Origin of the sequence: Rathayibacter sp. AY1B4, from assembly GCF_002932815.1 — a bacterium.
Classification (GTDB): domain Bacteria; phylum Actinomycetota; class Actinomycetes; order Actinomycetales; family Microbacteriaceae; genus Rathayibacter.
In genome coordinates this window covers 21,275-43,962 of sequence record NZ_PSWN01000011.1, presented here as the reverse complement: position 1 = coordinate 43,962, position 22,688 = coordinate 21,275, and the positions used below count along the sequence as shown (strand labels likewise).

The following is a 22,688-nucleotide window of genomic DNA, read 5'->3' as shown; positions in this document are numbered from 1 at the left end:
CTCGTGGAGCCCGCCGACAGCGATCCGCGTGTCAGCGGATCGATGCCGGGCGACGCGCCCCGCTCTGCGGATCGCACTACGTCGTGAAGCCGACCGCGCCGCGGCGGGCGGGGACCGCCGCGCCCTCGTGGAGCCCGCCGACAGCGATCCGCGTGTCAGCGGATCGATGCCGGGCGACGCGCCCCGCTCTGCGGATCGCACTACGTCGTGAAGCCGACCGCGCCGTGTCGGGCGGGGACCGCCGCCCCCCTGGAGCCCGCCGACAGTGATCCGCGTGTCAGCGGATCGATGCCGGGCGACGCGCCCCGCTCTGCGGAACACGCCACGTCGTGAAGCCGACCGCGCCGCGGCGGGCGGGGACCGCCGCGGAAGAGGACTCAGTCCGTCTCGATGAGGATCCCGTCGTGGATGGCGCGCTTGCGGAGCGCCACCTTCGTGCCGACGTCGATGCCGACGACGCGGTACTTCTCGCGGATCCGCTTGAGGTACGACTTCGCGGTCTCCTCCGAGATGCCCAGCTCGAACGCGACCGACTTGACCGGCTCGCCGCCGCCGTAGAGGGCCATCACGCGGCGCTCCTGCGCGCTGAGCTTCGGCGCTCCGTCGGAGTCGCCGGTGGAGAGCGCCATGTCGAGCTCGTGCGAGATGTAGGAGTGGCCGTCCTTGGCCGCGCGGATCGCCTCGACGATCATGTCCGCGTCCTCGGTCTTCACGAGGTAGCCGAGGGCTCCGGAGGCGAGTGCCTCGCGGACCACGGCGGGCTCGGAGTAGGTGCTCATCAGCACGGTCTTCACCCCGGTGGTCTTGAGGGTCGAGAGCTTCACCGAGATCGGGATGTTGTCCTTGAGGTCGAGGTCGAGGAGCACGACGTCGACGGGGAACTCGGGGTGCGTGAGCAGCTCGGGCCAGGAGGCGACCGCGGCCACCAGCTGGATGTCGGAGGCGGCTCCGCGGATCCACTCCGTGAGCGCTCCGAGGAGCATCTTGTGGTCGTCCACGACCGCGAGAGTGATCTTCGCGTCAGCGGTGGGTGTCATCGGTGTCCTTCGGTCGGCGGTCGTCGGCGGTCTCTCGGCGGCTGCTCACCGGTCGGCGGGATTCTCGACCAGGCAGTCGATCTCGATCCGGAGCTCCCCGTCGCGCGAGGTGTCGCGGAAGACGCCGACCTGAGCGATAGCCTCCCACGTCGCAGGATCGACGCCGCGCAAGGGCGCGCCTGAGGAGCGGAGCGTGATCGGCACGAGCAGTCCTCGGGCGGCCGTCCCGGCTCCGGGATCGCGGGGGCTGCCCGACTCGACGTGGAGGACCACGGCGAGCCCGGTCGCGCTGTCGGCGATCAGCCAGATCGCCGAGAGGAGCCCGTCGCGCTGCTGGTGCCCGAGGAGCCCGGCGGTGCCGTCCGGGTCGTCGAGCTCGACGAGCGGCGCGAGCAGCTCGGACTCGAGCACGGCGTGGTGCAGCCAGGTCTCGCGCCGCCCCTCGATGAGGTGGAGGCGGAGCTGGGTGGCGAGCGAGGTCGCGTGCGCGGCGCGCTGGGCGTCGAGGGGCAGGCGGACCGAGCCGTCGCCCACCTCGGCGAGGAGGCGCTCGGCGGCGAGGTCGAGCCGTGCGAGCTCTTCCGAGGCGAGCATCCCGACCGCGTAGCGCGGGCCGAGCGTGGTGCTCTGCACGAGGGCGCGGTCGATCTCGAGCTGGACCATCCGGCGGAACCCGCGCATCATCACGACCACGACGACGGCCGGCGCGATCGTCACCACGAGGGCGCTGATGCGCACCGATAGCGCGCCCGCGCCGCCCGACTCCATCGAGAGGAACGCGATCACCTCGGCGATCGCGACGAGGGCGCTCACCGCGAGGATCTCGATCCCGCGCCGGTGGACGATCAGCGCGGCGTGCGCGACGGCGCCCGCGACCGCGGCGGTGGGGACGGTGCGGGCCGCGCCGGAGTCGGTCACGGCCACCAGGTCGAGCACGACGGCGGCTCCGAGGGCGACGAGGAAGCAGAGGTAGACCGGAAGCGGCAGGCGGCGTCCGCCGAGGTGGATCGCGAGGACGGTGGACCCGAAGGCCAGGACGACGAGGACCCAGGCGATCGCCGCGGGTGCGAGGTCGCTGTAGCGGGCGGAGGTCGAGAGGAAGATCAGCAGCTCGTAGGCGAGGATCGCGGCGGCGATGCCGTTGAGGCCGCTGCCGAGGTAGTTGGTGCCGAGCCCCTCCTGCTGGCGGCGGACCGAGCGGGCGGACCGGGAGGAGCGGCCGTGCGTCGCGGGCACGCGTCCCAGCAGCGGGGCCCGAGACTCCGGCGCGGGGCTCACTTCGGGACCTCCAGCACCACGGTCGTCCCCGATCCGGGGGCGCTGAACAGGCGGGTGCGGCCGCCGACGTCGCCGAGCCGGGCGATCACCGACTCCTTGAAGCCGAGCTTCGTGTCGGGGACGGTCGCGATGTCGAAGCCCGCGCCCGCATCCGTGACCATCGCGCGGACGGTCGTCTCGTCCTCGGTGATCGTCACGTCGGCCGAGGCGACGCCGGAGTGGCGGCGCACGTTCTCGAGGCACTCCGCCAGGGCGAGGACGAAGGAGTCGAGGGCCGCGCCGGTGAGCGCCACCTGGCCGGAGCCGTGCCAGATCACGTCGAGCCCCATCCGGCCGAAGCGGTTGCGGACGGTCTCGAGGGTGTTGGCCGCGGGGGCGGACGTGACGCTGGTCAGCTGGTAGGAGCCGGACGCGCTCGGGGTGGGGGTCCCGCCGAGCCGGAGCTGGCGCAGGAGCTGCGCGTCCTGCGCCGCCTGCTGCCGGAGCGCGTCGACCGACACTCCGCGGCCCGAGTGCGCGAGGAGCGTGAGGGTGGCCAGCACCGTGTCGTGCAGGAGCCGCGCGCCCTGCCGGCGCTGCGCCTCCGTCTCGCTGGCGAGGCGCTCCACGCGGTGGGCGTTGCCGATGCTGTCGATCCGCCGCACCACCCGCGGGACCGCTGTGCCGATCCAGAGGGCGAATCCGCAGAGCGTGCCCCAGGGCAGCAGGCTCTGGACGACCACGGTGGGGATCATGGTGCCGCTCGAGACGAGCACCGACGGGATCAGGCTCGGGAGGAGCACCGGCAGCAGCAGGAGCAGTCGGCGCGCGGACGTCGTCACGACCACGGCGATGCTCGCGGTCACGGCGTTCGCGGTGTTGACCAGGACGAACCCGGCGAAGTCGGCGCCCGGAGCGAGCCCCAGCGCGAGGCCCCAGCCCAGCAGCAGGCCGCCGACGGCGACCGCGATCACGCGGCTGCGGCGCCCCGTCCGGGCGAGCTCGACGTGGGCGGCCATCATGCCCAGGAGCAGCGCGACGGCGAACGGCACGGCGGCGGGCTGGAGCGTCCCGGGGATGAGGGCCATGCCGAGCGCCCCCGCCTCCGTGAGCAGGCCGATCCCGCAGGCGGAGTGGCGCAGCAGCCGGTCGCGCTCGCGGGCGCTGCGGATCATCGGCACGCTCTGGCCCCCTCCGGTCGTGGCGCGGGGCTGGCCCCCGTCTCACGATAGCCACTGGCCGGGCCGGCCGGAGCGGTTCGGGGCGTCGAACCGCGCCGGAGTCGGGCGGGTCAGGCCGTCGCGGGATGCGCCAGCAGCCGGGCGAGGTGCGCGCCGACCGCGTCGTCCTCGATGAGGAACCCGTCGTGGCCGAACGTCGAGGTGATCACCGCGACCTCTCCGCCGTCGAGAGCGCCGGGAGCGTGCGCCGCGATGATCCGCTGGCCCTCGACCGGGAAGAGCCGGTCGCTGTCGATGCCGAGGACGAGAGTCGGGCTGGTGATCCGGGAGAGGGCGGCCGCCTCGCCGCCCCGGCCGCGGCCGACGTCGTGCGAGTTCATCGCCTCGACGAGCGTGATGTAGCTGTTCGCGTCGAAGCGGCGCGTGAACTTGTTGCCGTGGAAGTCGAGGTACGACTCCACGGCGAAGCGGCCGCCGCCGCCGAGCGGGCTGAGCCCCGACTGCCAGCTGCGCTCGAAGCGGTCGTTGAGCTCGGAGGGGCTGCGGTAGTTGAGCAGTGCCATCCGGCGGGCGAGCGCGAGGCCGTGGTACGGGCCCTGGCCGTCGCCCGCGTCGTAGTAGGAGCCGCCCGCGAAGGCCGCGTCGTTGCGGATCGCCTCGAGCTGCACGAAGTTGAGGGCGATCTGGTCGGCCGTGGCCCGCGGGGGAGCGGCGAGGACCGCGAGGCGCGCGACCCGCTCCGCGTGGTCGATCCCCCACTCCAGCGCCTGCATCCCGCCCATCGACCCGCCGATGACGGTGTGCCACCGCTCGACGCCGAGCAGGTCGCTGAACTGCACCTGCGCCCGCACCTGGTCGCGGATGCTCGTGTACGGGAACCGTGCGCCCCACTCGTGGCCGTCGGGGGCGAGGGACGCGGGACCGCTGGAGCCCTGGCAGCCGCCGAGCATGTTCGGGGCGACCACGAAGAAGCGGTCGGTGTCGATCACGAGGCCGGGGCCGACGAGTCCCGACCACCAGCCGTCCGTCGCGTGGCCGGGATCGCCGCGGCCGAGCAGGTGGGAGTCGCCGGTCAGGGCGTGCAGGACGAGGACGGCGTTGTCGCGGCGCTCGTTCAGCGCGCCCCAGGTCTCGTAGGCGATGCGGGCGTGGGGGAGGCGGCCGCCCGCCTCGAAGTCGAACGGGCCGAGGTCGACGAAGCGGCGCCCGCCCGGGTGGTCGCCGTCGCGCCAGGCTCCGGTGGCGGGCGGCTTGCCGATGACCGAGAGGAGCTGGCGCTCGGTGACGAACGCCGACGGGACCGTGTCCTCGAGTGTCTGCTGCCAGTCCATAGCGCTGTCCATCGTGTCAGAGCGCCGCGGGGCGGAGCCGTTTGTTACGCCCTGCTCCCGCGCTCCTCCGCCCGCGCGCGGAGCGCCCTGACGTGGTCCTCGAGGACGGGGACCCCGTCAGGGCGCCGAGGGGCCTCAGGCGTTCGCGCGGGAGGCCTCGACGACGGCGCGCGCGGCGCGGAGAGCCTTGTCGAGGTCGGCGCGGAGGTCGTCGACGTTCTCGAGCCCCACCGACAGGCGCACCAGGCCCGGAGTGACGCCGGCGGTCAGCTGCTGCTCGGGCGAGAGCTGCGAGTGCGTGGTCGACGCGGGGTGGATGACGAGCGAGCGGACGTCGCCGATGTTGGCCAGGTGTGAGAACAGCTCCAGCGAGTCGACGAAGGCCCGGCCGGCGTCCACTCCGCCCTTGAGCTCGAACGAGAGCACCGCGCCCACGCCCTTCGGCGCGTAGCGGTTGGCCGCGGCGTACCAGGGCGAGGTGGGCAGGCCCGAGTAGTTCACCGAGGCGATGTCGGAGTGGTTCTCGAGGTACTCCGCGATCTCCTGCGCGTTCTGCACGTGGCGCTCGATCCGGAGCGAGAGGGTCTCGATGCCCTGGATGAGCTGCCAGGCGCTCGCCGGAGCGATCGAGGCGCCGAGGTCGCGCAGCAGCTGCACGCGGGCCTTGATGATGTAGGCGAGGGAGTCGCCGACCGCGTCGGTGTAGACGGCACCGTGGTAGGACTCGTCCGGCGTGGTGAGGCCGGGGAAGCGCTCGGCGTTCGCGGTCCACGAGAAGCGGCCGCCGTCGACGATCGCTCCGCCGATGACCGTGCCGTGGCCGCCGAGGAACTTCGTCGCCGAGTGCACGATGATGTCCGCGCCGTGCTCGAAGGGGCGGATCAGGTAGGGCGTCGCGATGGTGTTGTCGACGATCAGGGGCACGCCGGCGTCGTGCGCGACATCGGCCACTGTGCGGATGTCGAGGATGTTGATCTTGGGGTTGCCGACGGTCTCGGCGAAGAACAGCTTCGTGTTCGGGCGGACGGCGCGGCGCCACTCCTCGCGGTCGTCCTGGTTCTCGACGAAGGTCGTCTCGATGCCGAGCTTGGCGAGGGTGTACTTGAAGAGGTTGTAGGTGCCGCCGTAGATCGAGGACGACGAGACGATGTGGTCGCCGGCCTGGGAGATGTTCAGCACTGCCGCGGTCTCGGCGGCCTGGCCCGAGGCGAGCAGCAGGGCGCCGGAGCCGCCCTCGAGGGCGGTGAGCCGCTCCTCCACGACCGCCTGGGTCGGGTTCTGGATGCGGGTGTAGATGTTCCCGAACTCGGCCAGCGCGAACAGGTTCTGGGCGTGCTCCGCGTTGTCGAAGACGTAGGAGGTGGTCTGGTAGATCGGCGTCGCGCGGGCCTTGGTCACCGGGTCCGGCGCGGCGCCCGAGTGGATCTGCTTGGTCTCGAACTGCCACTGGTCGGAGTCGGTCATGGTGCTTCCCATCGGATCGTCGGGGTCGGGGACGGGGCCGTTCTCCGTCGCGACGAGCGTACGCGGGGGCCCGCCGGGCGGCCAGGACCGCCGACACACGGGGTAACGGCCGTCAGCGCCGCTCGGGCTGCCGGTCGCGCTTGGCGCCCGTGGGGTCGGCGCGGTCCGGGCGCCGGGGCCTCTCGTCGGCCGCCGGGGCGAAGAGCCAGGCCGCGCGGGGCTCGACCAGCCGGTGGAAGACCGTGCGGGTCCAGCCGAGCGAGAGCACGACCGAGACCGCGATGCAGAACACGATCATCAGCACGAGGGCGAGCGTGCTCTCCGTCCGCGAGAGGATCCCGGACTCCCGCAGCGGATAGAGGACGAAGCTGTGGAGGAGGTAGACGTACATCGTCGACTGCCCCCAGGCGGTGAGCGGGGTGCGGCGGCGCGGAACCAGCGCGAAGAGCGCGAGCGAGAGCACGACCGCTCCGGCCATCAGGGCCAGCCGCACCAGCCCGGCCCACCACTGGGTCTCGCCGAGGGCGTCGTAGGGGCGGTCGTAGAAGAACCAGTAGCGAAGGTCCGCCGCTCGGAACGCCTCGATGTTGACGGTCATGACGACCGCCGTGACCGCGAAGAGGACGACGGCGAGGATCCGGGCGAGGAGCACCCGCGACGGCGGCTGATCGAGCCAGCGCTCGACGGCGGAGCGGCCGCCGGGGGAGAAGCCGCGCAGCCGCCAGCCGAACACGAAGAACGGCAGGATCCCGATCGCGCGTGCGAGCGAGAAGGTCGAGTCGATGTTGTCGTAGTAGCTGACCCCGACCGCGAGCACCACGCTGATCAGCAGCGGCCAGCGCAGCAGCGCCAGGTAGGGGAGGACGAGGCGGAAGATGCCCAGCGCGAGCAGGAACCACAGCGTCCAGCTCGGCTTCGTCGGGTTGAACTCCTGCTTGCCCTCGACCAGGAACTGCACCAGGGTCCAGATCGTCTCCATGATCAGGTAGGGCAGGAGGATGTCGGTCAGCACCCGCCGCATCGCGCGCCCGCTCGGTGCGCCGCTCTTGGAGAAGTAGCCCGAGATGATCGCGAAGGCCGGCATGTGGAAGGCGTAGATCGTCAGGTAGACGATGAGCGAGGTGTCGGAGTTGGCCGTCAGCCTCTGGACGCCGTGCCCGATCACGACGAGGGTCACGCAGACGAAGCGCGCGTTGTCCCAGAGGGGCACGCGGCGCTTCGGGGTGACGGCTGTCCCGGCGGTCGCGGGAACCGGGTCGGCGGGCGGCACGCGGCCAGACTAGCGTTGGGCTGCGACGACGGAGTCGAGGGTGTCCGAGGCTTGACGGAAGGGGACGGGCGTGGATCGACGCGTTGTCGTGACAGGAGCGAGTTCAGGGATCGGGGCGGCCACGGTCCGCCTGTTCCGCGAGCACGGCTGGGAGGTCGTCGCCGTCGCGCGCCGGCGCGACCGGCTGGAGGCGCTCGCCGCCGAGACCGGCGCCGGGTACTTCGCCGCCGACCTCACCGACGCCGCCCAGGTCGACGCTCTGCGCGACCACCTCGCCTCCTCCGGGCCCGTGCACGCGCTCGTGAACAACGCGGGCGGTGCGCTCGGACTCGACTCGGTCGAGAAGTCCGACCCCGAGGACTGGCGCCGCATGTTCGAGATCAACGTGCTCTCGGTGAAGCTCGTGACCAGCGCGCTGCTCCCGCTGCTGCGCGCCGGGATCCGGGGGAGCGGCACCTCCGCGGACATCGTGACGGTCACCTCGATCGCCGGCCACGTCGCCTACGAGGGCGGAGGCGGGTACAACGCCGCCAAGCACGCCGCGCACGCGCTGGTCGCCGTGCTGCGGCTCGAGCTGGCGGGCGAGCCGATCCGCGTGATCGAGATCGCGCCGGGGATGGTGCACACGGACGAGTTCTCGCTGGTCCGCTTCGGCGGCGATCGGGAGCGCGCCGACGCGGTCTACGCCGAGGTCCCCGACCCGCTGGTCGCGGAGGACGTCGCCGCTGCGATCGTCTCCTCGGTGGAGCTCCCCGCCCACGTCAACCTCGACCTCGTGACCATCAAGCCGGTCGCGCAGGCGGCCCCGCACAAGGTCGCGAAGGGACCCCTGGCCCCGCGCGCCTGACCGATGTGACGCGGAGGCCCGCGACGGCCTAGCCTGTCCCTCATGGTTTCCGACGCCGACGACTCCGCCGCCCTCCTCGCCGCCACGGAGAAGGAGGTGCTCGGCTGGCTCGAGTTCGGCGACGCCGCTCGGCACCTGGCCGACGACGTGGTCGCGTCGGGCTACCGGCCGGAGCTGGTCGTCGCCATCGCGCGCGGCGGTCTGCTCCTCGCGGGCGCCGTGGCCTACGCGCTCGGCATCAAGAGCTGCGGCGCGCTGAACGTCGAGTTCTACACCGGCGTCGAGGCGCGCCTGGCGGAGCCCGTGGTGCTGCCGCCGCTGCTCGACGAGGCGTCCGTGCGCGGCAAGCGCATCCTCCTGGTCGACGACGTCTCCGACTCCGGCCACACCCTCGCCCTCTCGGTGAAGCTCATCCGCGCGATGGGTGCCGAGGTGCGCACCGTGACCCTGTACACGAAGCCGCGCACGGTGCTCGAGCCCGATTTCTTCTGGCGCCGCACCCCGCGCTGGATCGTCTTCCCCTGGTCGGCTCTGCCCCCGGTGGACGGAGCCCTCGCCGAGGACGACGAGTGAGCGTCCACCTGATCGGCGGCGGAGGCGGCGTCGAGCACGACCAGCAGCTGTACGGGGCGTTCCTCGCGGAGGCGCGCGCCCACGCGGTCGACGCCGGCCGGATCGAGGGCCCGCGCATCGCGATCGTCGTCGTCCACGACGGGCTCGGCCCGGAGGCCTACGCCGGCTACGCGGCACTGCTCGCGACGGTCGGCCCGCTCGACGCGTTCGCCGTGATGAAGCCGGAGGGCGGCCGGATCGATCCCGCGGTCTTCGACGACGTCGACGGGATCTTCGTCGGCGGAGGGCTGACCCCGGCCTACCGCGACGCGCTCGAGGCCTGCTTCCCGCGGCTGCGCGATCTCGTCTCCTCCGGAGTGCCGTACGCCGGCTACTCGGCGGGAGCCGCCGTCGCAGCCGATCGCGCCCTCGTCGGCGGCCACCGGATCGGCGGTGTCGCCGTCGTCCCGGAGGGCGCGGCGGAGGAGCTCGACGAGGTCACGGTGCTCGAGGGCATCGGCCTCATCGACGTGACGGTCGACGTGCATGCGGCGCAGTGGGGGACCCTCGGCCGCCTGGTCGCGGCCGTCGAGGCGGGCCTGGTCGACGGCGGCGTCGCGCTCGACGAGTCCACCGTGCTGATCGTCGGGACCGGCGCGCTCCGCGTCGGCGGCGCCGGCTCGGTGTGGCGCGTGAGCGGCAGCGACGCCGGAGTCGTCGTCGCGACGCTCGCGGCGGGCTGACCGGGTGGACCTCGCGGAGCTCGCGGCCTCGGGACTGATCGACAGGGGCTGGGCGGAGGCGCTCGCCCCCGTCGCCGGGGACATCGCCGCGATGGGCGACTTCCTCCGCGGCGAGGTCGCGGCCGGCCGGCCCTACCTCCCCGCGGGCCGCGACGTGCTCCGCGCCTTCGCCGCACCGCTCGCGGACGTGCGCGTCCTGATCGTCGGACAGGACCCGTATCCGACGCCCGGGCACCCGATCGGGCTGTCCTTCGCGGTCGAGCGCCACGTGCGCCCGCTGCCGAGGAGCCTGCAGAACATCCACCGCGAGCTCCGGGACGACCTCGGCGTCGAGCCGCCCGAGCACGGCGACCTCAGCGGCTGGACCTCGAGCGGCGTGATGCTGCTCAACCGGGTCCTCACCGTCGCCCCCGGCTCTCCCGCCTCGCACCGCGGGAAGGGCTGGGAGGCGGTCACCGAGCACGCGATCCGTACGCTGGCCGCCCGGGACGCGCCTCTCGTCGCGATCCTCTGGGGCCGCGACGCCGCGTCGCTCCGCCCGATGCTGAGGGAGGCCGGAGTGATCGAGAGCGCGCACCCCAGCCCGCTGTCGGCCTCGCGCGGCTTCTTCGGCTCCCGGCCGTTCAGCCGCGCCAACGCCCTCCTGGAGGAGCGCGGCGCGGAGCCGGTCGACTGGAGCGCTCTCGCGTGACCGGGCGCTCGCCCGCGGGGCGGCTACGCTGGCCCGGATCGATGGGCGGAGCCGAAGGGGAGCCGGATGCTTGAGGAAGAGTACGAGAGCCGGCGCGTCCTGCCGCCGCACCTGCGGAAGGCGCCGCCTCCCGAGCCCGGCTTCTCGTTCGAGATCCGCGACGCCCGCGACGCCGACCTCCCGGACATCCGCGAGATCTACAACCACTACGTGCGCAACACGGTGGTGACCTTCGACGAGGACGATTCGACGCTGAAGGAGTGGCGGACGAAGTTCTCCCGCAATCAGAAGCTCGGGCTGCCCTTCATCGTGGCCGTCTCGCCGTCGGGCCAGATCCTCGGCTACGCGATGGTGTCGCCGTGGTCCTCCAAGCGGGCGTACCGCTTCACCGTGGAGAACTCGATCTACCTGCGGGCGGCCTCCACCGGGAAGGGCCTCGGCCGGGCGCTGATGGCCGAGCTCCTCGAGCGCGCGAAGGCCGTGGGGATCCGTCAGATCATGGCCGTCATCGCCGACAAGGGCGCGGAGGCGTCGCTGGCGATGCACGCGCAGTTCGGATTCGTCGAGGTCGGCCGGATGGGCCGGGTCGGCTTCAAGTTCGAGCGCTGGCTCAGCACCGTCCTGCTGCAGAAGACCCTCAAGTAGGGCCGACCCGCCCCTGCGAATGCGCCTCATCGACAGGTGCCGGGGAGCGCGCCGTCCCTACACTGGACGGCATGGAATGGCTCGTCCCGCTCATCGTCGTCGTCGCGCTCGTCGTCATCCTCGGGGTCTACCTCTGGGCGACGTACAACTCGCTGGTCACCCTCAACGTCCGCGTGGACGAGGCGTGGAGCGACATCACCGTCCAGCTGAAGCGCCGCGCGGATCTGATCCCCAACGTGATCGACTCCGTGAAGGGCTACGCCTCGCACGAGCGCCAGGTCTTCGAGTCGGTGACGCAGGCTCGCGCCGAGACGCTGCAGGCCCAGGGCCCGGCGGAGGCGTCGGTCGCCGAGGACCACATGCAGAGCGCTCTGAAGTCGATCTTCGCGGTCGCGGAGGCGTACCCCCAGCTGCAGGCGAGCCAGAACTTCCTCCAGCTGCAGGGCGAGCTGGTCGACACCGAGGACAAGATCCAGTCGGCCCGGCGCTTCTACAACGGCGGCGTGCGCGAGATGAACACCAAGGTGAAGGTCTTCCCGAACACGCTCTTCTCGCGCCGGCTCGGCTTCTCGGAGCGCGAGTTCTTCGAGGTCGGCGATCTCGCTGCGATCTCGGAGCCCCCGCGCGTCCAGTTCTAGGCAGGCGCCGTGTACAGCGCGATCGCCCGCAACAAGCGCAACACGGTCCTGATCCTCGTCCTGTTCCTGGCGATCATCGGCGGCCTGGGCGCCCTGGCTGCAGCGGTCTACCGCAGCACGATGATCGTCGTGGTGGTGCTCGTGATCGCCGCCGGGTACGCGTTCTTCCAGTACTTCTTCGCCGCTCGCCAGGCGGTCGCGCTCAGCGGCGGCGTGGCGGTGGAGAAGGCGGACGAGCCGAGGCTGTACCGCATCGTCGAGAACCTCTCGATCGCGACGGGCACGCCGATGCCGAAGGTGTACCTGATCGACGACCCGGCGCCGAACGCGTTCGCGACCGGCCGTGATCCCGAGCACGCCGTCGTGGCCGCGACGACGGGCCTGCTCGCGATCATGGACGACGCCGAGCTGGAGGGCGTGATGGCCCACGAGCTGGGCCACGTCCGCAACTACGACATCCGCGTCTCGATGATCGTCTTCGGTCTCGTCGTCGCGGTGGGCTTCCTCTCGGACGCCTTCCTCCGCCTGGCCTTCTTCGGGCGGGGCGGCAACGGCAACGGCGGGGGCAACCCGGCGCTCCTGATCGTCGGGCTGGTGTCGATAGTCCTCGCGCCGATCGTCGCCTCGGTCGTGCAGCTCTCGATCTCCCGTCAGCGCGAGTACCTCGCCGACGCCACCGGTGCGCTGACGACCCGCCACCCCGACGCCCTCGCCCGCGCCCTGCTGAAGCTCGAGTCCGCGGGCCGGCCGATGCAGCGGCAGAACAGCTCGATGGCGCACCTCTGGATCGCCGACCCGTCGAAGCCGGGGGTGGTCGCGCGCCTCTTCGCGACCCATCCGCCGATCGCGGACCGCGTCGCCCGCCTCTCCGAGATGGGCTCGCGCTTCTAGCAGGCCGATCCGGCCGACGCCCCGTCGACGATCGCCGCCCCGCACCGCGTCCCGCTTCGGTCGGAGGTGCGCCCGTCACCGCGCCGGACGGGACGTCATCCGGTCGGAGCCGCGAGCGGACCGCCGTCGACGGTCGTCAGGTACTCGGCGAAGACCGGCGCCGGGTCGATGCCGCTCGCCGCCGCGTCGACCAGCGCCCGCCGGACCAGGGCGAGGACGACGGTGGCCAGGACGGCCGCCCGGTGCGGGGACGTGCGGCCGAGCCCCATCCGCTCCGCGAGGAACGGCGTCAGCGCCTCCTCGCCGTCGTGCAGCGACTGCGCCCAGACGGCGCGCATCGCCGAGGTCTCGGTGAGCAGGGGGATCAGCCGGAGGGTGCGGTCGAGCTGGGGACCGGAGGCCGCCGCGGCGAAGGCGTGGCCGAGCGCCGCGTTCAGCGGCTCGGCGGCCGGGCGCTCGAGGAGGGCGCGTCCCATCGCGGCGATCGCGGCGGCGAGCACCGGGCGCACGCAGTCCTCCTTCCCGCCGAGGTACCGGTGGAAGGTCCGGAGGGAGACGCCGGCCGCGTGGGCGAGCTCGCCCGTGCCGACCCCGACGACGCTCCCGCGCTCGAGCAGACGGGCGACGCAGCGCTCCGAGAGCGCCAGCGCCAGGACGCCGCCGGGCGCGCTCACGCGATCCTCCTCAGTGCTGCGGCGAGGGCGGCCGCGAGGTCGCCGCGACCGACGACCTCGACGGCGTCGAGGGCCTGCCAGGCCGCCGCCTCGACCAGCAGTGCGGCGAGCCGCTCCGGCGTGTCGGCCGGGGCCCCCGGCTCGAGCCAGGCGGCCTGCACGAGGAGGACCCGGCGTTTGCGCTCGCTCTTGAGGTCGACCCGTGCAGCGATCACGTCGTCGAGGAGCACGGGGAGGACGTAGTAGCCGTGGATCCGCTGCTCGGCCGGGGTGTAGATCTCGATCCGGTAGTGGAAGCCGAAGAACAGCTCGGCCCTCGGCCGGTGCCAGACCACGGGGTCGAACGGCGAGAGGAGCGCGTCCGCCCGGAGCGTGCGGGGGCGTCGGGCGTCGACGTGCCGCCAGAGCGGAACGGGCCGCCCGCCCCGCTCCCAGCCGCGCACCTCGACGCGCTCGAGCTCGCCCGCCTCGACCAGCTCGTCGATCGCGACGCGCGTGGGGGACTGGAGCAGCCGGTGGTAGTCGGCCAGGTCGCCGAGGGTGCCGATCCCGTGGGCCCGGGCCGCCCGGCGCACGAGCTCGCGGACGGCGTCGGGGAGGGGCACGTCGGCGTCGAGCACCGCGCTCGGGAGGAGCCGCTCGGCGAGACCGTAGGAGCGCTCGAAGCGCGTGCGCCCCGCCGTCACCACCTCGCCCCAGCGGAACAGGACCTCGAGGCCGCGCTTGATGTCGGACCAGCCCCACCAGGGGCCCGTGCGGACGTTGGCCTCGTGCTCGATCTCGGAGGCGCGGAGGGGACCGTCGGCGAGCGCGGCGCGGAGCCAGTCGAGGGTGGCGCGGTTCTCGTGGGCCCAGCCCTCGTGCTCGGGCAGGCGGACCCGGCGGTAGTGCTCCATCCGCCAGCGGTAGAGCGGGAGATCCTCGCGGCGGACGAGGGCGGCCTCGTGGGCCCAGTACTCGACGTAGGGGCCGTCGGGGGAGAAGGCCGCGGCGTCGAGGAGGGAGCGATCGTACGGGCCGAGCCGCGCGAGCAGCGGCAGGTAGTGGCTCCGCTCGAAGACGTTCACCGAGTCGAGCTGGAGCGGGCGGATCCGGTCCACGGCGGCGCGCACCCGGCGCGCGTCGACCCGGGACGGACGGGGGACGCCGAACCCCTGCGCCGTCAGGGCGATGCGGCGCGCCAGCGCGGCGGAGAGCTGCTCGGTCATGGTCCGCCCACGCTAGCGAACGCCCCCGACATCGCCGTCCCCGATTCGGCCCCCGGCGTTCGCCCGGCATTCACCGCCGCGCTCCCTCGCCGACTCGCGGCGCTCCTACCGTGCCCGAGGCCGTCCCACCGGGGCGGCCCACCCGACTCCTGGAGGACCCTTGACCATTCAGCGCCTGTCGCGCGCCGCCGCGGTCGCCGCCGCCGGCACCGCCCTCGTCTTCACACTCTCGGCCTGCTCCGGCGGCGCCACCGCCTCGTCCGACGGCGGCGGCGCGGACGCGGCGTCCGCCACGTCCGCCGCGGACCTCGGCGGGCTGGACGCCCTGGTCGAGGCCGCGAAGGCCGAGGGCGAGCTCAACGTCATCGCCCTGCCCGACACCTGGGCGAACTACGGCGAGCTGATCAGCGGCTTCGAGGACGAGTACGGCATCACCGTGAACTCCGCCGACCCCGACGTCTCCTCCGCGGAGGAGATCAGCACGGCGGAGAACCTCGCCGGGCAGGACACCGCTCCCGACGTGTTCGACCTCGGGCCGGCCGTCGCTCTGGCGAACACGGACATGTTCGCGCCGTACAAGGTCGAGTCCTGGGACGACATCCCCGAGGGGAACAAGGAGGAGTCGGGCCTCTGGGTCAACGACTACACCGGCCTGATGTCGATCGGGTTCGACGCGGCCGCGGTGCCTGCGCCCACGTCGCTCGAGGACCTCCTCGGCGCCGACTACCGCGGCTCGGTCGCGATCAACGGCGACCCGACCCAGGCGGGAGCCGCCGCGGCCGCAGTGCAGCTCGCGGCTCTCCAGTCCGGCGGCTCCGCCGACGACGTCCAGGCGGGGATCGACTTCTTCGAGAAGCTGAACGACGCCGGCAACTTCCTGCCGCTGGACCCGACCGACGCCACCATCGCCTCGGGCGAGACCCCTGTCGTCTTCGACTGGAGCTACAACAACCTCGCCGCCGGGAAGGCGAACGAGGGCACCCGCGAGTGGACGACGACCGTCCTCCCGGGCTCCGCCGTCGGCAGCTACTACAACCAGGCGGTCAACGCCGACGCTCCGCACCCCGCGGCCGCGCGGCTCTGGCAGGAGTACCTCTACTCCGACGCCGCGCAGAACCTCTACCTCGCCGCCGGCGCCTACCCGGTGCGCCTGGCCGCGATGACCGAGGCCGGCACGGTCGACCAGGACGCGCTCGACGCCGTCGGCGCCGCTCCCTCCGACCTCGTCCAGTTCACGGAGGAGCAGACCGAGGCGGCCTCGTCGCTCCTCGCCGAGAAGTGGGCCGCGGCGATCCAGTGACCACCGCTCCCGCCGAGGCCGTCTCCGGGGCGTCCGCGCTCCGGGGACGGCGCGGCACCCCGGCCGTGCTGGGCGTCGCCCCCTTCGCGCTCTACGTCCTGCTGTTCCTGGCCGTCCCCACGGTCCTCGCGGTGGCGACCGGATTCACGGACGGAGACGGCCGCTTCACCACGGCGAACGTGCTGGCGCTCGGGGATCCCGTCGTGCTGTCCGCCTTCGGCGCGTCGCTCGGGCTCTCGGCCGTCACCGCCGTCGTCGGCGCGGTGCTGGGCGCGGTCGTGTGCCTGGCCCTGCTCGGCTCCGATCCGCGCGGGGCGCTCCGGACCGTCGTCAATGCAGCGGCGAGCGTCCTCGCGCAGTTCGGCGGCGTGATGCTCGCGTTCGCGTTCATCGCGACGATCGGCGTGCAGGGGCTGGTGACCACCCTCCTCGCGGGAGCGGGCGTCGACCTCTACGCCGACGGCGTGTGGCTCTACCAGCTGCCCGGGCTCGTCCTCCCCTACCTCTACTTCCAGGTGCCCCTGATGGTGCTCACGTTCCTGCCCGCGCTCGAGGGCCTGCGTACGGAGTGGGCCGAGGCGAACGCGGTGCTCGGCGGGGGCCGGCTCGGCTACTGGCTGCACGTGGCACTCCCGGTGCTGGCGCCGTCGTTCCTCGGCTGCGTCCTGCTGCTGTTCGCGAACGCGTTCTCCTCCTTCGCCACCGCGGCGGCGCTCATCAGCCAGGGCGCGCAGATCGTCCCGCTGCAGATCCGCGCCGCGCTGGTCAGCGAGACGGTGCTGGGCCGCGAGAACCTCGCGGGCGCCCTCGCGCTCGGGATGCTCGCGGTGATGGTGGTCCTGATGTCCGGGTACGCGCTGCTGCAGCGCCGGGCCCGGCGGTGGCAGCGATGAGGCCCGCGCGGCTCCTGTCCGGGGCGGTGCTCGTGATCACCGGGCTGGTGTTCGCCGTCCCGATCGTCGCGATGGCGGAGTTCACGCTCCGCAGCGCCGGCGGCCACGACCTCGCGCACTGGACGGCGATCCTCGACCCGGAGAACGAGCGCGCCTACCGCTCGCTGTTCCAGGGGATCGGCAACTCGCTGGTCCTCGCCGTCGTCACCGCCCTCATCGTCCTGGTCCTGCTGGTGCCGACGATGCTGCTCGTCGAGGTCCGGCTCCCGCGCCTGCGCCGGGCTCTGGAGCTGGTCTGCCTGCTCCCGCTGACCGTGCCCGCCATCGTCCTCGTCGTCGGCCTCGCGCCGGTCTACTCCGTGGTCACCCGGCTCGCCGGCTCCGCGCCGTGGACGCTCGCTCTCGCCTACGGGGTGCTGGTCCTGCCCTACGCCTACCGCGCCGTGGCGGCGGACCTCGCCGGTCTCGACGCCGTGACGCTCTCGGAAGCGGCCCGCTCGCTCGGCGCGGGCCCGCTCGCGGTGCTCGGGAGGGTCCTCCTGCCGAACCTGCGCCGGGGCCTGGTCGCGGCCGCGCTGATCACCGTCGCAGTCGTTCTCGGCGAGTACACGATCGCCTCGCTCCTCAGCCGCACCACCCTCCAGACCGGCCTGGTGCAGGTGTCGAAGTCCGACGCCTACGTCGCCGTGATCTTCTCGCTGCTCTCGCTCCTCTTCGCCTTCGCCCTCCTGCTCGGGATCGGCCGCCTCGCGCGGATCGGCCTGCCGACGGGCCGGGCGCGCTCCTCGAAAGGCTCCTCGTGACCGCTCCCACCCTCCCCGGCGCCCGCGTGCGCTTCGTCGACGTGGAGCGGCACTACGGCTCCGCGCGAGCGCTCGACGGCGTCTCGTTCGACGTGGCCCCGGGTGAGTTCATCGCGCTGCTCGGCCCCTCCGGCTGCGGCAAGACCACAGCCCTGCGCGCCCTCAGCGGTCTCGAGCGGATCGACGCGGGGCGGATCCTCGTCGACGAGGAGGACGTCGCCCACGTCCCCGTCGCGAAGCGCGACATGGGCATGGTCTTCCAATCGTACTCGCTCTTCCCGCACCTGCGGGCGCGCGAGAACGTCGAGTTCGGGCTGCGCACCCGGGGAGTCGGGGCGCGCGAACGCCGGGCGGCCGCGGGGGAGGCGCTGGAGGTCGTGGGCCTCGGCGCCCTCGGCGACCGCTACGCGCACGAGCTCTCCGGCGGCCAGCAGCAGCGGGTGGCGCTCGCGCGCGCCCTCGTCACGCGGCCGCGGGTGCTGCTGCTGGACGAGCCCCTGTCGGCACTGGACGCGAAGGTCCGCGTCCAGCTGCGCGACGAGATCAAGCGCCTGCAGTCCGAGATCGGCATCACCACGTTCTTCGTCACGCACGACCAGGAGGAGGCGCTCGCCGTCGCCGACCGCGTCGCGGTGATGAACGCCGGGCGGATCGAGCAGCTGGGCGCGCCGGAGGACCTCTACGCGCGCCCGGCGACCGCCTTCACGGCCCGCTTCGTCGGCCTCTCGACGGTGGTCACGGGGACGGTCTCGTCGGGATCGGTCCTCGCGCTCGGCGTGCGCCTGCCGCTCGTCGACGCGGCGGCGGCGGACGGGCCCGTGTCGGTGTTCCTCCGCCCCGAGGACCTCGCCGTCGTGGCCGACGGCGCTCCCGACTCCCTGCCCGGAGTCGTCCTCGCCTCGAGCTTCCTGGGGCCGGTGCGGCGCTCGACCGTCCGGCTGTCGACGGGCGAGGAGGTCACCGTCCAGCACGCGTCGGGGCATCGCCTCGAGCCGGGGGAGCGGGTCGGCGTGCTGCCCGCGCGGCGCCCGGTGGCGGTCGGTCCGGCACCGGAGCAGGCGGCGGTCGGCGCCGCCGCATGAGCACTCCCCGGGGATACCGCGCGGGGTATGCGCCGGGGCCTAGTCTGGGCAGATGAGACTCGGCAGGTCCCGCCGCACCTCCGGCCCGCGCGCCGTCCAGCCCGCCGCGCCCGTCGCCCCGGCCGCCCCCTCCCGGCCCGCTCCCGTCGCCGATTCGGCCTTCGTGAGCGACGGGATGCGCATCGCGGGCGCCTGGGCCTGGCGCGTCCTCGTCGTGGTCGCGGCGCTCGCGGTGCTGGTGCTGCTCGTCATCGAGCTGCGGCTGATCGTCATCCCGCTCCTGCTCGCGATCGTGATCGCCGCCCTCCTGGTGCCGTTCTCGAGCTTCCTCCAGCGCCACCGCTGGCCCAAGTGGGCCGCCGTCGTCCTGGCGGAGCTGGGGATCGTCGTGGTGATCGGCGGGCTCCTCTTCCTCGTCGTCACCCAGGTCTACTCCGGCTTCGACGACCTCAGCCGGCAGACGGTGCAGTCCTACGACGACTTCAAGGCCTTCCTCCTCGAGTCGCCGCTCCACCTCACCGAGACCGATATCAACCAGTACGCGCAGCAGGCCCTCACGGCCCTGCAGCAGGACTCGGGGATGCTGGTCAGCGGCGCGCTCAGCGTCGGCTCGACCGTCGGCCACCTGCTGACGGGCGTGCTGCTCACCCTCTTCTCGACGCTGTTCATCCTCATCGACGGGCCGAACATCTGGAGCTGGGTCGTCCGCCTCTTCCCGCGCCGCGCCCGCGGAGCCGTCGATGGCGCCGGTCGCGCAGGGTGGGTCACGCTGACCAACTTCGTGAAGGTGCAGATCCTGGTCGCCTTCGTCGACGCGGTCGGCATCGGCCTCGGCTCCTTCCTCCTCGGCGTCCCGCTGGCCATCCCGATCGGCGTGCTCGTCTTCCTCGGCTCCTTCGTGCCGGTCATCGGCGCCGTGGTGACCGGGGCGCTGGCCGTCTTCATCGCGCTGGTCTACAACGGACCGCTGATCGCGCTCTTCCTGCTGATCGTCGTCCTCGCGGTGCAGCAGCTCGAGGGCCACATCCTCCAGCCGCTGATCATGGGGTCGGCGGTCAAGGTCCACCCGCTGGCCGTCGTGCTCGCTGTGGCCGGAGGCTCGATCATCGGCGGCATCGCCGGCGCCTTCTTCGCGGTGCCCGTCGTGGCCACGCTCAACGTCATGGTCAAGTACGTCGCGAGCGGAGCCTGGCGCTCGCCGACCCGAACCCCCGAGAGAGTTGCCGCAGAGCATGCAGACTAGCCGCGTCGTCGGACCCGCCCTCCACGAGTTCGAGGCGGCCCGCGCCGTCCTCGCCCCCGTCATCGCCGCCACCCCCATGGAGACGAGCACCTTCCTCGCGCAGGTCCTCGGCTCGCCCGTGTTCCTCAAGTGCGAGAACCTCCAGCGCACCGGCTCCTACAAGATCCGCGGAGCCGTGTTCCGGATGTCGCGGCTCACCCCGGAGGAGCGGGCCCGCGGAGTCGTGGCGGCCTCGGCCGGCAACCACGCGCAGGGCGTCGCCTACGCGGCGCGAGAGCTGGGGATCAAGGCCACGATCTTCATGCCGATCGGCGTCGCGCTGCCCAAGCTCGCGGCCACCCGTGACTACGGCGCTGACGTGGTGCTGAGCGGGCACATCTTCAACGAGGCGCTCGCGGCGGCGGCGGAGTTCGCCGAGCGCACCGGCGCGGTCTTCGTTCCTCCCTACGACCACCCCGACGTGATCACCGGCCAGGGCACGGTCGGCCTCGAGATCCTCGAGCAGGCCCCCGCCGTCGAGACCATCGTGGTGCCCATCGGCGGGGGCGGCCTCATCGCCGGGGTCGCCTCGGCGGCCAAGCAGAAGGCGGCCGAGGAGGGGCGCACTCTCCGCGTCATCGGCGTGCAGGCGGCCAACGCGGCGCCGTACCCCCTCTCGCTCGCGAGCGGCGAGCCGACCGCGATCACGATCTCTCCGACGATCGCCGACGGCATCGCCGTGGCGAAGCCGGGGCAGCTGAACTTCGCGATCGTCCGCGAGATGGTGGACGAGGTCGTCACCGTCGAGGACGACGACATCGCCCGGGCTCTGCTGGTGCTGCTGGAGCGGGCGAAGCTCGTGGTGGAGCCCGCGGGCGCGGTGGGCATCGCGGCGATCCTGACGGGGAAGATCCGCGACGCCGGAGCGACCGCGGTCATCCTGTCGGGCGGCAACATCGATCCGCTGATGATGGAGCGGGTGATCAGCCGGGGCCTGGCCGCGTCGGAGCGCTACCTCAAGATGAGCATCGGGCTGCCGGATCGTCCGGGGCAGCTGTCGCGCATCGCGGAGCTCATCTCGGAGGCGAACGCGAACGTGGTCGAGGTGCTGCACACCCGGCACGGCCGGGGCCTGCAGATCAGCGAGGTCGAGATCGAGATCAGCGTCGAGACCCGCGGCCCCGAGCACGCCGACCGCGTCATCCAGGTCCTCACCGACGCCGGCTACGCCCCCCGCATCTCCCGCAACTGACCGCTTGAGGGCGCCGCGGTGTTCTCCGCAGAGCGGAGGACAAAGCCGGTACCGGCGATCTCGCGCCCTCGCCGTCGCCGCGAAGCCTGCGCGGCGCTCCCGTTCGGAGAGGGCTGATCGTGCGTCACGGTGCTCTCCGCAAGGCGGAGGAGGAAGCGGTACCGGCGGTGTCGCGCCCGACGCTGTCGCCGCGAAGCCGGCGCCCCCCGTCTGGAGAGGGCTGATCGTGCGTCGCGGCGTTCTCCGCAAGGCGGAGGAGGAAACGATACCGGCGGTATCGCGCCCGACGCTGTCGCCGCGAAGCCGGCGCCCCGCTCCCCTTCAGAGAGGGCTGATCGTGCGTCGCGGCGTTCTCCGCAAGGCGGAGGAGGAAGCGATACCGGCGGTGTCGCGCCCGACGCTGTCGCCGCGAAGCCGGCGCCCCCCGGTCTGGAGAGGGCTGATCGTGCGTCGCGGCGTTCTCCGCAAGGCGGAGGAGGAAGCGATACCGGCGGTATCGCGCCCGACGACAACGCCGCGGAGAGCGCCGCGACGTGCGATCAGTGGCCGGACCAGGTCTCGACGTTGGCGACGCGGACCTCGATCTCCCGCCCGTTGGGTGCCGTGAAGCGGGCGGTGTCGCCGACGTTCAGGCCCATGATCGCCGATCCGAGGGGGCTCTGGGGGCTGTAGACGTCGAGGTCGCTCTCGCCCGCCATCTCGCGGTTGCCGAGGAGGAAGCGGGACTCGTCGCCGGCGATCTCGGCGGTGATGATGGTGCCGGCCTCGACGACCCCGTGGCTCTCGGGGGGCGTGCCGATCTCGGCTTCGCGGAGGAGGGAGGTCAGCTGGCGGATGCGGGCCTCGATCTTGCCCTGCTCGTCCTTCGCGGCGTGGTAGCCGCCGTTCTCCTTCAGGTCGCCCTCCTCGCGGGCGACCTCGATGCGCTTGGCGATCTCCTCGCGTCCGTTGGTGGACAGCTCGGTGAGCTCCGCCTCGAGGCGGTCGTACGACTCCTGGGTCATCCAGGTCACCTGTGACTGGTCGGCCATGGTGGGCTCCTGCTCTGCGGGCCGCGCTCGCGGCGCCCGGCAGCACCGTGCGGAGGTGTCCGCGTCCGGCGGTGGGGACGGCCGGCGTCAGGCGGCGGTGGAAATGGCGAGGCCCCGACGAGTCCGTCAGGGCTTCGGGCAAGCCTACGGGAGCCAGCAGGAGGAGATCAAACCTGTGTTCGCGAGCTCGGTGGTGCGGACGGTCTCCGTGTAGGAGCGGAAGCGCTCCGTCGAGGCGGGGTACTCCACGACCAGCCAGCCGACCACGGCGGACTGCTCGTTGAGGGCCTGGACCGCGCAGGCGACCTCGCGGCCGACGGGCGCGGTGAGGTCGAAGGAGACCGTGACGGTGCGGTCGTCGATGACCTGGTGCGCGGTGTCCTGGACGTCCACTCCTCCGCGTGCTCCGTCGAGTCCGGCCCAGACGACCCAGGCGGCGAAGACGGCGACGAAGGCGAGCGCGACACCGCCGAAGAGCCAGCGGTTCCCGCGGCGGGTGCGCGTCGTGCGGCCGTAGCGGGTGGCGAGGGGTCCAGCGGCGCGGACGGCGTCCGGATCGAGCGCGGGCGCGGCGGCTCCCTCGACGCTCTCGGACGTGCGGGCGGCCACGGAACTCCCTGGGTGATGCGTCTACTCTGGACGGGTGGCGCGCGTCCTTCGCGGACGGGAGCGCCGA

At 72.8% G+C, this 22,688-nt stretch carries 23 protein-coding genes; 13 read left to right on the top strand and 10 right to left on the bottom strand.

Annotated features, from left to right (window positions below; all coding sequences use genetic code 11):
• Window positions 1–377: 377 nt before the first annotated feature.
• The 6 genes from C5D66_RS09420 to C5D66_RS09395 all read right to left on the bottom strand — a co-directional run bounded on the left by C5D66_RS09420 (window position 378) and on the right by C5D66_RS09395 (window position 7,540).
• Complete coding sequence (locus C5D66_RS09420; RefSeq protein WP_104224447.1) at window positions 378–1,037, bottom strand: response regulator; 660 nt, start codon at window positions 1,035–1,037, stop codon at window positions 378–380.
• 45 nt (window positions 1,038–1,082) lie between these two features.
• A complete protein-coding gene (locus C5D66_RS09415) occupies window positions 1,083–2,273 on the bottom strand; it encodes a hypothetical protein (protein WP_104255275.1) in 1,191 nt (396 codons plus the stop codon).
• Window positions 2,274–2,311: 38 nt separating this feature from the next.
• Window positions 2,312–3,469 carry a sensor histidine kinase gene (locus C5D66_RS09410; protein ID WP_104224445.1) on the bottom strand — a complete coding sequence of 386 codons (1,158 nt, stop codon included), beginning with the start codon at window positions 3,467–3,469 and terminating at the stop codon, window positions 2,312–2,314.
• A gap of 116 nt (window positions 3,470–3,585) precedes the next feature.
• Window positions 3,586–4,806, bottom strand: coding sequence for a homoserine O-acetyltransferase (locus tag C5D66_RS09405; protein ID WP_104255276.1), 1,221 nt, complete (start codon window positions 4,804–4,806; stop codon window positions 3,586–3,588).
• Between the two features lie 135 nt (window positions 4,807–4,941).
• Complete coding sequence (locus C5D66_RS09400) at window positions 4,942–6,270, bottom strand: bifunctional o-acetylhomoserine/o-acetylserine sulfhydrylase (RefSeq protein ID WP_104326893.1); 1,329 nt, start codon at window positions 6,268–6,270, stop codon at window positions 4,942–4,944.
• Between the two features lie 112 nt (window positions 6,271–6,382).
• Complete coding sequence (locus tag C5D66_RS09395) at window positions 6,383–7,540, bottom strand: acyltransferase family protein (RefSeq protein WP_258061207.1); 1,158 nt, start codon at window positions 7,538–7,540, stop codon at window positions 6,383–6,385.
• A gap of 70 nt (window positions 7,541–7,610) precedes the next feature.
• On the opposite strand from C5D66_RS09395, the gene C5D66_RS09390 reads away from it, so the two are divergent.
• The 7 genes from C5D66_RS09390 (at window position 7,611) to C5D66_RS09360 (ending at window position 12,547) form a co-directional block, all read left to right on the top strand.
• On the top strand, window positions 7,611–8,387 hold the full coding sequence (locus tag C5D66_RS09390; RefSeq protein ID WP_258061205.1) for an SDR family NAD(P)-dependent oxidoreductase: 777 nt from the start codon (window positions 7,611–7,613) through the stop codon (window positions 8,385–8,387).
• A gap of 42 nt (window positions 8,388–8,429) precedes the next feature.
• Window positions 8,430–8,960: a phosphoribosyltransferase gene (locus C5D66_RS09385; protein WP_104224441.1), complete on the top strand. Its 531-nt coding sequence runs from the start codon at window positions 8,430–8,432 to the stop codon at window positions 8,958–8,960.
• Window positions 8,957–9,682: a peptidase S51 gene (locus C5D66_RS09380; protein ID WP_104224440.1), complete on the top strand. Its 726-nt coding sequence runs from the start codon at window positions 8,957–8,959 to the stop codon at window positions 9,680–9,682. The genes C5D66_RS09385 and C5D66_RS09380 overlap by 4 nt, the downstream gene beginning before the upstream one ends.
• Before the next feature lie 4 nt (window positions 9,683–9,686).
• A complete protein-coding gene (locus tag C5D66_RS09375) occupies window positions 9,687–10,373 on the top strand; it encodes a uracil-DNA glycosylase (protein WP_104255278.1) in 687 nt (228 codons plus the stop codon).
• Between the two features lie 66 nt (window positions 10,374–10,439).
• A complete protein-coding gene (locus C5D66_RS09370) occupies window positions 10,440–11,018 on the top strand; it encodes a GNAT family N-acetyltransferase (RefSeq protein WP_104224438.1) in 579 nt (192 codons plus the stop codon).
• Window positions 11,019–11,089: 71 nt separating this feature from the next.
• A complete protein-coding gene (locus C5D66_RS09365) occupies window positions 11,090–11,656 on the top strand; it encodes a LemA family protein (RefSeq protein WP_104225511.1) in 567 nt (188 codons plus the stop codon).
• 9 nt (window positions 11,657–11,665) lie between these two features.
• Window positions 11,666–12,547 carry a M48 family metalloprotease gene (locus C5D66_RS09360; protein ID WP_104255279.1) on the top strand — a complete coding sequence of 294 codons (882 nt, stop codon included), beginning with the start codon at window positions 11,666–11,668 and terminating at the stop codon, window positions 12,545–12,547.
• Window positions 12,548–12,642: 95 nt separating this feature from the next.
• On the opposite strand, the gene C5D66_RS09355 is transcribed toward C5D66_RS09360, so the two are convergent.
• On the bottom strand, window positions 12,643–13,221 hold the full coding sequence (locus tag C5D66_RS09355; protein ID WP_104224435.1) for a TetR/AcrR family transcriptional regulator: 579 nt from the start codon (window positions 13,219–13,221) through the stop codon (window positions 12,643–12,645).
• Window positions 13,218–14,429: a winged helix-turn-helix domain-containing protein gene (locus C5D66_RS09350; protein WP_104255280.1), complete on the bottom strand. Its 1,212-nt coding sequence runs from the start codon at window positions 14,427–14,429 to the stop codon at window positions 13,218–13,220. The genes C5D66_RS09355 and C5D66_RS09350 overlap by 4 nt, the downstream gene beginning before the upstream one ends.
• Before the next feature lie 160 nt (window positions 14,430–14,589).
• On the opposite strand from C5D66_RS09350, the gene C5D66_RS09345 reads away from it, so the two are divergent.
• The 6 genes from C5D66_RS09345 to ilvA are packed head-to-tail and all read left to right on the top strand — an operon-like array spanning window position 14,590 to window position 20,981.
• Window positions 14,590–15,729 (top strand): ABC transporter substrate-binding protein, encoded by a 1,140-nt coding sequence (locus C5D66_RS09345; protein ID WP_104255281.1) that lies wholly within the window; start codon window positions 14,590–14,592, stop codon window positions 15,727–15,729.
• Window positions 15,726–16,622, top strand: a complete 897-nt coding sequence (locus tag C5D66_RS09340) for an ABC transporter permease subunit (RefSeq protein ID WP_104255296.1) — start codon at window positions 15,726–15,728, stop codon at window positions 16,620–16,622. The genes C5D66_RS09345 and C5D66_RS09340 overlap by 4 nt, the downstream gene beginning before the upstream one ends.
• Entirely contained in the window at window positions 16,619–17,425 is an 807-nt protein-coding gene (locus C5D66_RS09335; RefSeq protein WP_104255282.1) for an ABC transporter permease, read from the top strand. The genes C5D66_RS09340 and C5D66_RS09335 overlap by 4 nt, the downstream gene beginning before the upstream one ends.
• Window positions 17,422–18,507, top strand: coding sequence for an ABC transporter ATP-binding protein (locus tag C5D66_RS09330; protein WP_104255283.1), 1,086 nt, complete (start codon window positions 17,422–17,424; stop codon window positions 18,505–18,507). The genes C5D66_RS09335 and C5D66_RS09330 overlap by 4 nt, the downstream gene beginning before the upstream one ends.
• 52 nt (window positions 18,508–18,559) lie before the next feature.
• Complete coding sequence (locus C5D66_RS09325; protein WP_104225517.1) at window positions 18,560–19,750, top strand: AI-2E family transporter; 1,191 nt, start codon at window positions 18,560–18,562, stop codon at window positions 19,748–19,750.
• Window positions 19,740–20,981: a threonine ammonia-lyase gene (gene ilvA, locus C5D66_RS09320; RefSeq protein WP_104224429.1), complete on the top strand. Its 1,242-nt coding sequence runs from the start codon at window positions 19,740–19,742 to the stop codon at window positions 20,979–20,981. Before C5D66_RS09325 ends, ilvA begins: the two co-directional genes overlap by 11 nt.
• 539 nt (window positions 20,982–21,520) lie before the next feature.
• Here ilvA and greA read toward each other — a convergent pair.
• The gene (greA, locus tag C5D66_RS09315; protein WP_104225519.1) at window positions 21,521–22,012 is read right to left on the bottom strand and encodes a transcription elongation factor GreA; all 492 of its coding nucleotides are present in this window, start codon (window positions 22,010–22,012) and stop codon (window positions 21,521–21,523) included.
• Window positions 22,013–22,156: 144 nt separating this feature from the next.
• On the bottom strand, window positions 22,157–22,621 hold the full coding sequence (locus C5D66_RS09310; RefSeq protein ID WP_104255284.1) for a DUF4307 domain-containing protein: 465 nt from the start codon (window positions 22,619–22,621) through the stop codon (window positions 22,157–22,159).
• Window positions 22,622–22,688: the final 67 nt, after the last annotated feature.

Coding starts and splice junctions, on each gene's coding strand:
- C5D66_RS09350 (WP_104255280.1), bottom strand. CDS start 14,429: ATGACCGAGCAGCTCTCCGCCGCGCTGGCGCGCCGCATCGCCCTGACG.
- C5D66_RS09400 (WP_104326893.1), bottom strand. CDS start 6,270: ATGACCGACTCCGACCAGTGGCAGTTCGAGACCAAGCAGATCCACTCG.
- ilvA (WP_104224429.1), top strand. CDS start 19,740: ATGCAGACTAGCCGCGTCGTCGGACCCGCCCTCCACGAGTTCGAGGCG.
- C5D66_RS09405 (WP_104255276.1), bottom strand. CDS start 4,806: ATGGACTGGCAGCAGACACTCGAGGACACGGTCCCGTCGGCGTTCGTC.
- greA (WP_104225519.1), bottom strand. CDS start 22,012: ATGGCCGACCAGTCACAGGTGACCTGGATGACCCAGGAGTCGTACGAC.
- C5D66_RS09365 (WP_104225511.1), top strand. CDS start 11,090: ATGGAATGGCTCGTCCCGCTCATCGTCGTCGTCGCGCTCGTCGTCATC.
- C5D66_RS09370 (WP_104224438.1), top strand. CDS start 10,440: ATGCTTGAGGAAGAGTACGAGAGCCGGCGCGTCCTGCCGCCGCACCTG.
- C5D66_RS09420 (WP_104224447.1), bottom strand. CDS start 1,037: ATGACACCCACCGCTGACGCGAAGATCACTCTCGCGGTCGTGGACGAC.
- C5D66_RS09325 (WP_104225517.1), top strand. CDS start 18,560: ATGAGACTCGGCAGGTCCCGCCGCACCTCCGGCCCGCGCGCCGTCCAG.
- C5D66_RS09410 (WP_104224445.1), bottom strand. CDS start 3,469: ATGATCCGCAGCGCCCGCGAGCGCGACCGGCTGCTGCGCCACTCCGCC.
- C5D66_RS09335 (WP_104255282.1), top strand. CDS start 16,619: ATGAGGCCCGCGCGGCTCCTGTCCGGGGCGGTGCTCGTGATCACCGGG.
- C5D66_RS09385 (WP_104224441.1), top strand. CDS start 8,430: ATGGTTTCCGACGCCGACGACTCCGCCGCCCTCCTCGCCGCCACGGAG.